This is a genomic window from Microcoleus sp. PH2017_05_CCC_O_A (assembly GCF_020738785.1).
Classification (GTDB): Bacteria; Cyanobacteriota; Cyanobacteriia; order Cyanobacteriales; family Microcoleaceae; genus Microcoleus.
In genome coordinates this window covers 1-10,952 of record NZ_JAEQCB010000165.1, presented here as the reverse complement: position 1 = coordinate 10,952, position 10,952 = coordinate 1, and the positions used below count along the sequence as shown (strand labels likewise).

The following is a 10,952-nucleotide window of genomic DNA, read 5'->3' as shown; positions in this document are numbered from 1 at the left end:
TATTTTTGGGTAAGAAGCTTTCTTACCCTATCTTTTTTGAGGCGATTTGTCTAGAGTTATCTCCCTGTATGCTTTTCAGACGACCTGTCACCCCGTCAGTAGTAACTCTGCAAGAAAAAGTAGACGCGATCGCCAAACAGATTACATACTTGAACGAAAATACTGTTAAAATTAGTGGGATTTCTGACCTGGTAGCCGATCTCGCTAACCAAACAAATATGTTAGCTCTTAATGCTGCTGTGGAAGCAGTCCGTGCTGGGGAAAACGGCAAGGGTTTTGCTGTTGTCGCGACAGAAATTCGGCGACTAGCTGATGAAAGTAAACAATCAGCCGATAAAATTAATGTTCTAGCTAAAGAAATTCAAGTTGCGATCGGCTACACGGTGATGGTAACGGATGAAGGTTCAAAAACCGCAGCACAAGGAATTACACAAGCTAGGGGGACAACAGAAATTTTTGCTGGTGTAGCAGAGGCGATAGACAAGGTATTTTTGAACAATCAACAAATTGCTCTAAATGCTAACCAACAGGCGATCGCAATTGAACAAGTGCTCGCAGCAATGAACCATGTTAATTTAGGAGCAACAGAAACTGCTAGTAGCCTTGCTCAAGTTAAAGTTTGTACGGAACTGCTCAACCAAACCGCAGCAGAACTAAATAAAATGTCGTAGGAAAAAGAAGTTCGGCAACGAGCAATGTACGAGATGTAACGGATGGAAGCCAGAAGCCAGAAGCCAGAGGTAGAAAACCTTTGAAACAGCCGAATCAGAGCGCGGTTTTTAACCTGTAGTTTTTCTACACTCAGATCAGGTGCGATGGTAATTGGTTTTGGCAATTGATCGGCTCAATCCCAACCACGGTTGATCAAAGCCAATGCTTAGGAATGAAAATTTAATAACATCAGCGATGTATAATAAATAAATGAGTGAATATGAATAGGTTAATGTTTCGGTATGGATGTCAAATATTATACCTACTTGGTTATTCTTATGTCGCCCATGATTTGTTGATTTGAATCATTTATCCTAACATAATTTATGTATTACTCAGACGAAATTACTGCTTTAATGCTCCAACATCATCAGTCTTTATCTGAAAAAGACAAAAGAAGATATGCAGCGATAGAAGCCGTAAAACTTGGTCGTGGTGGAATCATTTACATAGCCCGAGTTTTGGGAGTAGATAGGAATACAATAGCCAAGGGAATTAAGGAGTTAAAAAATAAATCAGAACCCACCTTGAATCAACAAAGAATTCGCCGAAGAGGTGGAGGAAGAAAAACTAGGGATTCTCAGATAGCTGATTTAAATGAGCGTTTTTTAGAAGTCTTAAAAAACCACACAGCCGGAGATCCAATGTCCGAAAAAATTAAATGGACAAATCTTACTCATCAACAAATAGTTGAAGGCCTAAAGGCTCAGGAAACAATAGTCAGCACAACGGTTGTCAAAAAACTCTTAAAAAAACATGGATATGTGAAACGCAAAGCCCAAAAACAACAAACAACCGGAGTCACAAAAAATCGTAATGAACAATTTGAGAATCTTGCCAGAATAACCGCTCAGTATGAGTTGCGGGGTAATCCAATTGTTAGTATGGACACAAAAAAGAAGGAATTTATTGGAAATCTATATCGAGCAGGCAGTCTATATACTACCGAAGTTATTACGACATTTGACCATGATTTCTTTAGTTTAGCTGAGGGAAAAGTAGTGCCTCATGGAATTTACGATCCGCAACAAAACCGAGGATATTTAAACTTGGGAATCAGTAAAGACACGAGTGAATTTGCTTGTGAATCGATTAAATTATGGTGGATAAATTACGGAAAATTTATCTATCCTCAAGCCGATTCAATCTTAATAAAATGCGATGGAGGTGGCAGTAACAATTCTAATCATCACATATTTAAATCAGATTTACAAAAGTTTGTTGACGAGCTAGGAATAGAAATTAGGATCGCACACTATCCTCCCTATACATCGAAATATAATCCGATCGAACATCGCTTGTTTCCTCACGTAACCAGAGCCTGTCAAGGAGTGATTTTTACGAATCTTGAGTTAGTGAAAGAACTCATGGCAAAAACTCATACTAAAACCGGGCTTTCTGTGGTGGTAAATGTGCTTGATAAAATCTATGAAACTGGTCGAAAAGTAGCTAATGGATTTAAAGAAACAATGAAAATTATTTTTGATGAATATCTGCCAAAATGGAATTATCGTGCAGTGCCGACTATTTAACAGACGCTAAAGTTATTAAATTTTCATTCCTTAATCTAAACGACTATCCCACAGGCCGATAAACTGGTCTCTCCCAACAAGAGAAGCTAAATCAGGCCAAAGGGTTTTTTCGACTCCCTCCATGTTTGTACCAATTTCACCGCCGTAAAGCAAGATGCGGCTAAGAGCGTTGTTAAAGAGGCGACAGACGACTTCTGGTAGGTGGAAGCATCCAGCACAAGCTCCGCCTAGCCTTTCTTCGCAATCGGGATCGAACATACAGTCTCCCCGCTCTTGTAGAAGGCTGTTGAATGCCTGATCTAAACGCTGCTCGAAGAAGGTTTTCAGTCCTCCCAGTGAAAACTCTTGAAGGCGATTGACAAAGATGATGGTTTGGTTGAGGCTTAGCAGGAGATGCTCAGAAATAGCCGTTTCACCAAAGCTACTTTGGTCTGCGATTGCTTTAATTAAAAGATGATTAGCGCTGTGTAGAGCCGAACCAACCAGCCAGGGAATCCGAAAATCTAGAGGAGGGCGATCCTCAAAGGCAGGGCCGCTGCGACTGGTGATTTGGCTTTGATGCTGTAGAAGCCACAATGTAGGCTCGTCAATATTAGCCGGATCGGGAGCTAGATTGTTAGCATGAAGCCATTTAACAATCCGTTTAGCATCAAATTGAAAGAAGAGTGCTTCAGTTTTGAGCTTGTAGATGGGCATAGGAATCCAATTTCCTTTGGGTTCTTCACCAGCCAAATCAAAACCTTTCTTGTCAAAAGCCCACAGGACAGCAGCTTCAGGCTGATGAGAAAGGCGAGTATATCCATAGGCAAGATGCAAGACAGGCAAATCTTGAATGACTGTGACCTGGTTAATACCTAGACTTTCACGCATTAAAATCCCGGCATCTGAAAGATTTGCCTGGAAAGGAGAGCTAATTTTATTGAGGCGCTTCACAGCATCATCGAGGCTTTCACGCTGCAAATCCATGAGAACAGCACGATCGCTCAGTTGCTCTCTAAGGGTACCAGCATTTTTTTGAGCTGAGGTTAAATTTTCTCTGCGATCGCGAGTTTCTCTTTCGGCCTGAGCATCTCCTAGAAATTGCAAGGTATTATTATTGGAAAAACGCGCTAGAGCTTTTCTTAATTCGGCCACAACTGTTCCACCTGCATCACTCTCCTGAACTTGTCGTTTGTTAGCCAAGATAGTTTGGATTGTTTCGTCATCTAAGCCACTCATTTTTAGTGTTTTAATAAGTTGATCCAATTCTTTATGGTCTTCTTGAGTGCCTTGACCAAGGACGCGAAGGACTTCTGTCAGCTCAGACAGACTTCTGCTTTGACAATCGAAGTAATCTAGATGTATTGCTAGAAGAGTACCGAGAGACTCAGGTAATGCTAAAAACTTCTCTACATTGGAAGTTGGGTTGATCCGAGAAATGGAATGAACTACCTGAAGCTTGTTATCAGAAATAGTGGTAAGACGCATCATCGGATTGGGAGAATTTCCGGTAGCAGATTCTATTGCTTGAACAACTTCTGTGCGCTTCATAATGGATTGTGGGGGAAGAGGGCGAACAATTGGATCTGCATGAGTGCAGCCACTAACTTTACAGCGCCAACGCGGATAAACACCCCTTTCTTTAACTAAATACTGATAACTGTGTTGAGGGCAGTGACGGGGGAATAACTGGAGCATTGTGCCATCTACATGGGCAAAAACAAACGGAATTTCATTGAGAGTTGGATGGTTACAATTATGACAGGGAGCATCTGAATCTCCCTTCCACTGACCCATGTAGCGAATAGCTCCGCACTTACCGCACTCTCTGGCTTTCAACCTGCGACCTTTAACCGATTGAGTGAGTACAGGAACAAACTCTGCTGTGTGTCTGCGGAAAGCTTCCATTTGAGCATCTAAATGCTTCCATCGAGTGAGTTCTTGACGTACAGCCTCCTCCACATCTTTACTGAGGTCAACTACCCTGCGGGCAAAGTGACAGTTAACTTCAATAGTGCCGACAGGAATTGTAGCAACACTTCCTGGTTCAACGCTGTGCAATACTTTGCCTTTAGAAAAGGTGCGCGATTGTTTACTCATGTCTTCTCCAATTTATTTAAAGTAGTTAGTATCCATTAATTTCAATGCCTGCATCGACATCTCGAAGAGACAGCAGCAAGCGGAAATTATGAGCGATATCATCTTTTGTCAGACCGCTCGTGACATCTTTGCGTTCATTGGGGTCTTGTACGATGCGATCGACCTGAGACACAAAAGCATCTTCTACTAAATCGAGCGGTGTATCAAAAACCTGGCCTTCTGGTAACCCGTCAGGATTAATAGTTGTGCGAATTTTGGCGACAATAGCTTTCAAGTCGATGGGCGATCGCCCTTGTCCTGTCCCATAAATTAGCTCCCGCAATTTGTCAATCTTGTCCAGTTGCGCTAAGTCGCTCACGTGATTTCCCGATCGAGCTACAGGGCCATCTATGTGAAGTAACCGACCTAACAGCAAACCAAAAGCAGTTCGGTAGAGAGCATTGTGAGCGAAGCGGTCAATGGGGACAGCTTCTACCATCTGATCCAAATATTCGTGAGTTTTGACAAAATAGTCGAAAATTGCCCGTTCGCGAGCGCGTTGAGGACGAAATAAGATGAAGACTAATCCCGGCACAGTACGTCCTGCACGACTCGATGCCTGAATGTATTCAGCGGTTGTGTTAGGCCAGCCGTAAAATAGCATCAAATTGAGTCTGTCAATATCAACACCGTGAGAAATTAGGCTGGTGGCAACCACATCTGATAACCGCTCTGAGTCGCTCAAATTGGGGTTGAGCTGAGATGTCTCCATCTGCTTTAAAACTTCTTTAACTACTTCAATTCCGTCATCCCCTGTCAGGGTAATTGCCTCTGGCAGCATAGCATTAGCTTTGTTTTCCCCAAACTCTTCTCGAAGGCCTGCTTTTACTTGTTCATTAATGGAGCGTCGAATATCAGAGCCATCATTTTTGGAGTTGACGTAGGTACAACAAAGGTCATGATCGTCAACCAGTTTCAGGAAATTATCATCTGTTAAATTTCCCAATCCATACTCTACTTTGAACTTAGCAGGATTGCTGCGAATAATCTCTAACTCAGTCCGAAGCGCTTGAATCAGAGCCATTGCTGCATCCAGTGGATTAGCAGCAGTGGGACGAAGACCAACAAAGCCTCTTGTCACATATTTGCTATGAGCGTTGGCGTAGAAACTCCGGCCCTGAGCAGGCCCGCGCACTGGAAATTGAGAAAGTTCTCGCCAATAAAGATGTCTTGTCTGTTGTTCTGCTCCCTCAATCGTAGCAGTAGCAGCCAAAACTTTCGGACGTATCGCTCCCCGCTCTTGGTGAATGGCATCGATGAGAGCTTCATAATGGCCGTCAAATGTACCCAGTTCCTCGCGGAGTAAGTGCAGTTCATCTTGAAAAACTAGAGGAATGCCGGGGTCAACGGGTGCCGTGGATAGAGGTTTAAGTTGTCTGCGAGTACATCCACCAACTGAGTCCTGCTTGTGGCAAGTATTGTTAGCAACAAAGCCATGTACCGAGCAAGTATCGGATACAGCCCCAAATAAAGTGCGACTCGCTGGACGGAAAGTGATGTTTGCAATTTTGTCGAGAGTTCCTACTAATAAAGTTGGCAATTGACTGTAGATATCCTCATCAACGATATAGAGTGGAATTTCACGACCGCAAGCGCCATTGGGTAAAGGTTGATTGAGGGGGCCGCAACGATGCCGGAGTTCATTGGTAGCTTTATCAATAAAAGTGTGGACTTCCTCTAGTCCGCAGTGAGGACAGCGCATCACCATCCTGTATTGCTGGATTGATTCAGGAACGTAGTGTCCGACATCAGCTAAAGTCAGATACCTAGGAACTTTTCCCAGTTCGGCCTGCATTTTTTCGCGAGCCTGTCGCAGTGCCGAATTCTGAACCTCATCAGGAACGGATTTTAGAGAATTAGGGCTGTTAGCTCGACCCCCGTAATAACCTACTGTAAATTCAGGGGTTATTGCTAAGTTTTGTTGCTTCTTTCTAACTTCATCGGCAGCGACTAGCGTATCCAGAAAACGCTGAAGCTGTTGGTAAGTTAGTAACCGCAAAGGATACCGCAACCAAGCAACCAGACCCCAATCTCGACCGCGCAGGCGATCGAAAAAAGCTTGAGTCAAGATAATTCCCATCACCGCCTCAGATTTACCGCCACCTGTGGGGAAGTGAACTACAGCGGCATGATTAATTTGGGCTAGAGGATTGTTAGCAAAGTCTTGAGGCCATTGTCGTGCTGCTAGTGCTGCTAAATTGGAAACAATGTAGACAATTTGAAAGAGTCGCCAGTTTTCATAAGCAGCCTTGCCCCGATTGTTCCGCTTTTCATCGATATCGACAAACGTCTGGTTCATCAGGTTAAAAGCTTGTCGAAGCATCGCGTAGCACGGCTCTTCCAGAACTTTAATTCCTAACTCAAAGCGCTCTATTTCTTGTTTGAAATTGTCCAAATCTTGCTGAGCTTCTAAGTTATATTTTGTTCCCCCAGTCTGCTGATGCTGTTGCTCAATCAAGGTTTGCCAGCTATCTCGGTAATCCCGCATCCTTTGACAAATAGTTTTGAGTACCAGAATGTCAGCATCATTCGTTGCCGTTGCTAAATCCTTAAAAGGGGCTTCAATTCCAGCCGTGTAAAGTCTCTTTTGCCAATAAATGGGGAGAAACTCAGTCCAGATACGAACTCTATCCTGAGTTTGTTCAAGTTCAACTCCTGGTGTACAGTTAATTCCCTGCGCGGGCACCGTAGAGTCAACTTGATAAGATATCTGAAAGCGAGATAGTTCTACAGGCTGCCACATTACTCGGGACAAATTAATTTCTAGGTAAGCCCCAAATAAACCTGTATCTCTAGGATCGTCAAAGCCACTACTCTGTTCGCTTTTGTTTCTCAGAAATAGGCGGATTCGGGTCTGTTTACCCATAACTCGCTTTTGGACTTCTACGGTAACTTTAAATTCTATCGGAGCAACTTGCCCCGGCTGAATTTCCGTATCAGGAGAAGGATTTTCATTCTTTTTAGTTTTCTTTTTGTTAATAATCCTTTGACGCAGTTCAGCCTGAAATTCTTTAAATTTTTCCTTAGCCAAGGTAACTTCTTTTTCGGTCAAATCATCGATAGTCCGATTGAGTCCAAACAACCAAGCGAGGGGGTCGTTTTTATGCGCCTCTATTACCTTTTCGATTTGACGCTCAATATCCTCATTGAGTCGCCAAAGGGCAGGAGAATGTTCTGCAACTAAGTCTTGAATATTTGAAGTGATGGCAGCACAGATATCAAAACGTTGCCACATAGGGCGCAGTGATTTATCGGTAACTTGGATTTTAGGCAGGAAAACACTAAAGCGAACTTTCAATTCAATAGGCAACTGTTGTTTTTCCCAATCCGGTACTAAGTTAATAGCTAAACCGCAGTTGCTAGGACGAAAATTATTCTGTTGCTGACTGCTTGATGGCGCAGTGGCCGGAGGTGATTGCGGCGAGAGATATGCGGTCGGCATTAAACGTCGCGGCTCAGTGGAACCTTGAATTGAGCTTCGGTGCTCCGATGTCCCCGTGACATGACCCCGTATGCGCCTGTAAAAGCTCTCAATAAATTGCAAATGTTCTTCTTGTCTCGGAGAGTCAGATACATTCAACCCCTGGTCAGTTAGGATAGATTCCGGTTCCATCATACTCCTGTATGGTCTTTATACAGCTTACCTTGGAAAACAGTATAGTAGATATTGATCTTTAAGTCAAGCTAATCAGTTCACGAATTATACGCACAGTGCTATTTTCTGTATGTGTGGTACAAAAACGCCCATTAGGGTAGGAGCCATCCCATAGGTTAGTGTCAATGGGTGGCTTTGGTAAAAGACATTTCATGTCCTAAAAAGGCGATTAATAGGATATTCTGGTACTTGAGAAATTAGTTGAGGTGGTGACTGTACCGTTAGTATCTGCATGGCATCTTTCAATTCACCAACTGTAATAAAAACTTGCTGATATCGAAAGACAATTTCATCAGATTTTCGCTCTTTCCATCCTTCTTGAGCGCAAGCAGAGATTACCTGACCGAGTTGTCTACGTTTAATCCTTAATTCATTAGCCTGTTGCCAAAACTCTTCAAAACCAGAACGAGCTAGTGGCGGTATAAACCAAAAGAAATGCTCTTTCTCACGGGGGAGGCTAAGAAGGTCATCACCACTCATCCAATTATACTCAATTGTTTCTTGACTAATATGTAGACCTGTATCAATTGAGAGTTCTCGACGAACTGTTTGTAAATCTAACTTTTTTACCTGCTGCTTCAGTATTGCACGCCAAGCCTCTAATTGTATGCGATAGAAGTAGTTAACTTTGGTATCCTCAAGCAAACCCGCTTTCTGAGCGAATAACTCATCTCGGTTCATGCCATCAAACAATACAACCTTTGTCCCAGCAGCAATATCTCTGATAGCAACAACCAGAGCTTGTCTATCCGATAAGACTAAGAATTCGCATCCCAGTGCTACCCTAATTTTTAATCCTATCTCAAACTTTACTAGATAATGAGATTCTAAATTTCTCGCAATATCTCCGTTCAATTCCGCCTCAAAATTTGTTCCAACCAAAGAATTAAAATTTTCCTCAATTTTCGCTAAATTAATTTTCTTAGACAGCATTAATTTACCGGCCTCAATTATCTTAACCTTTGGTTGGTGAAGGCTAAAGCTATAACATCCTACCTCCTCTTTTGCAGTTAGCTTGCGCCATGTTTTTCCATGCCATTCTCTAGCATCTACCTCTAAATTGCTCCACCAACGTTCGGCACGTTCAGCCAAGACAGACCACAGCAACACATCTATTTTGCTAAATAAAGTCGTTTGCAAGATGTCACGGTGACAAGCCTTGGGCTGACCTATAACTATTAACTTTTCTCCGCCTAAACCCCGAACCTGACTGATTGGTAAAATTTGAAGAGTTGATGAACAACTGCGATTTCCCATTAAAAACTGTTCTAAAGCGTTGGCTATTTCTGCATTTTCAACAGCTACAATAGTTTCTGGCTCTGCTGATTTAATGATTTGAATGAATGGATTAGCTTTAAGTTTCTGTAGCCTCAGCGCCAGAGAGGAGAGGAGATTATATAAAATTTTTGCTTGGGAATCTTTAGATTGGTTAACAGCAGAATTTAGTTGCTTAAGTGCGCCTTCAATAAACTGTGCCCAGAGCAGATAAAAAGGTAAGACAGGAGCTGCGAGATATCGCCATATTTTCCATCCTGTACCCCAAACACCACGACAGTGAGGCTGTTTGGCTAAATCTAGCAGTAAATTTGATGATTCTTGAAAAAGCTCCGCAATTTTTTCTTCATCTTCTGTATCAAAGTTAAAAGTTTTAATTGTTACCTGGGTTTGATTGAGAGATTGGCGTTTTCTTTCAAGTAGCAAATAGCTTTCCTCTATAGGATGAAGCTGTTCCCTGTTTTTAGCAGAAATACCCAGCTCGGCGGGATAAGAGCGCAGAGCGAAGAAGTCGATAGGCCAAAGAAGAATTCCCTGTGAAGTATTGGTTTCATGGTACTCAATATCTTGCAGAGTCCAAGGAGGAACAATACCTACCATAGGGATTCGTTTTTGCCGACAAAGGCTAGCCAAGCCAAAGGCTTGGCTTCCATAGGCAGAGGGAGATGGATAAGTGCGTCCTGATGGATCGTCAATGACAACTAGAGAGCAATTTTTAGAGCTCTTCAATAAGTCAACGGCTTCAGAGAGCGATCGCGCCATAAAGACTCTCAGATGTTTACTTTTGAATGATTCATCAAACTTATGGATAGGTAAACAAGCAATTCGCTTATTTAGATTGCATTTAGTATATTCATTATCTATCAGGTTAAATGCCTTAGTTGTTCTCAAATGCGAGATTTTACCACGATCCTTGGGTCTAATCCAAATAGCAAAGTCCTTTGCTGCCTCTGCATGATGAGTCCGATAAATATCTCTTTCTTCCCTAAGCAGATGAGCCCAATATGTGACTGTTAAGATTCCTAAAGAAATAGGAGAAACTGGAAAGCTAATAAAAATTTGAGCTCCTTTATCAATGCTCATGGCAGTCAAATAAACTAAGTCTTTCTCTAGCCTATGGATTTGGATAGAGTGCTTGTTCATTTTTAAACATCCTAGTATAGGGTCTAATACTGATAGCGTCTTTTCCCAAGGAAAGGCAGATCGGAGAATGTCTCCCCATGCCTTTATTCCCCGAATGTTATGTATGTCTCTCTGCTCAAAGGGAGTTAGACATTCTTTTGCTGAACTGTCACTCACGCAGTCTGATGATTGCTCTGCCGATAATTTTTGCGCTCCTTTTGTCCGCTCTATAATTTTTTGAAAAGTATCTTTCCACGATGGATTTGCTGCTACTAGCTTCGCGTAGTCTAGCCCAAACATTATTTTGCAAAGTTCTTCTGGCGAGTGTTCTGGCATTGAGCTTATTTTGTTTAACCCATTATTATTTTTTCATAAAACACTTACATCACCTTTCAGGTAAGTGAAGTACCAAGAAACCAGTTTCTGTAGGGGTGCCAATCACTGTAGTTTAGACTAAAAAATGAGCCCAGCTAAAAGTAGTCACCTTTGAATCTCCGGCAAGCTGTTACTCAAAAACTCAAGAGGTATCAGATTAAATA

At 42.3% G+C, this 10,952-nt stretch carries 5 protein-coding genes; 2 read left to right on the top strand and 3 right to left on the bottom strand.

Translation table 11 applies throughout. The annotated features are described in order from the left end of the window. Both JGK20_RS28380 and JGK20_RS28375 read left to right on the top strand, forming a co-directional pair. On the top strand, positions 1 to 671 hold a 671-nt coding region (locus JGK20_RS28380; RefSeq protein WP_293232961.1), incomplete at its 5' end, for a methyl-accepting chemotaxis protein. 366 nt (positions 672 to 1,037) lie between these two features. Beyond that, the gene (locus JGK20_RS28375) at positions 1,038 to 2,243 is read left to right on the top strand and encodes an ISAzo13 family transposase (protein ID WP_293232959.1); all 1,206 of its coding nucleotides are present in this window, start codon (positions 1,038 to 1,040) and stop codon (positions 2,241 to 2,243) included. A 30-nt stretch (positions 2,244 to 2,273) separates the two neighbouring features. Here the strand turns inward: JGK20_RS28375 and JGK20_RS28370 are convergent, their stop codons facing one another. The 3 genes from JGK20_RS28370 to JGK20_RS28360 form a co-directional block, all read right to left on the bottom strand. Further along, positions 2,274 to 4,322: a hypothetical protein gene (locus JGK20_RS28370; protein ID WP_293232956.1), complete on the bottom strand. Its 2,049-nt coding sequence runs from the start codon at positions 4,320 to 4,322 to the stop codon at positions 2,274 to 2,276. A gap of 25 nt (positions 4,323 to 4,347) precedes the next feature. Then, positions 4,348 to 7,803: a helicase-related protein gene (locus tag JGK20_RS28365; RefSeq protein ID WP_293232954.1), complete on the bottom strand. Its 3,456-nt coding sequence runs from the start codon at positions 7,801 to 7,803 to the stop codon at positions 4,348 to 4,350. A gap of 363 nt (positions 7,804 to 8,166) precedes the next feature. After that, the gene (locus JGK20_RS28360; protein WP_293232952.1) at positions 8,167 to 10,749 is read right to left on the bottom strand and encodes a hypothetical protein; all 2,583 of its coding nucleotides are present in this window, start codon (positions 10,747 to 10,749) and stop codon (positions 8,167 to 8,169) included. Positions 10,750 to 10,952 lie beyond the last annotated feature (203 nt).

Bases quoted from the DNA above. Each gene is read 5' to 3' on its own strand.
- JGK20_RS28375 (WP_293232959.1), top strand. From the start codon at position 1,038: ATGTATTACTCAGACGAAATTACTGCTTTAATGCTCCAACATCATCAG.
- JGK20_RS28365 (WP_293232954.1), bottom strand. From the start codon at position 7,803: ATGCCGACCGCATATCTCTCGCCGCAATCACCTCCGGCCACTGCGCCA.
- JGK20_RS28370 (WP_293232956.1), bottom strand. From the start codon at position 4,322: ATGAGTAAACAATCGCGCACCTTTTCTAAAGGCAAAGTATTGCACAGC.
- JGK20_RS28360 (WP_293232952.1), bottom strand. From the start codon at position 10,749: ATGCCAGAACACTCGCCAGAAGAACTTTGCAAAATAATGTTTGGGCTA.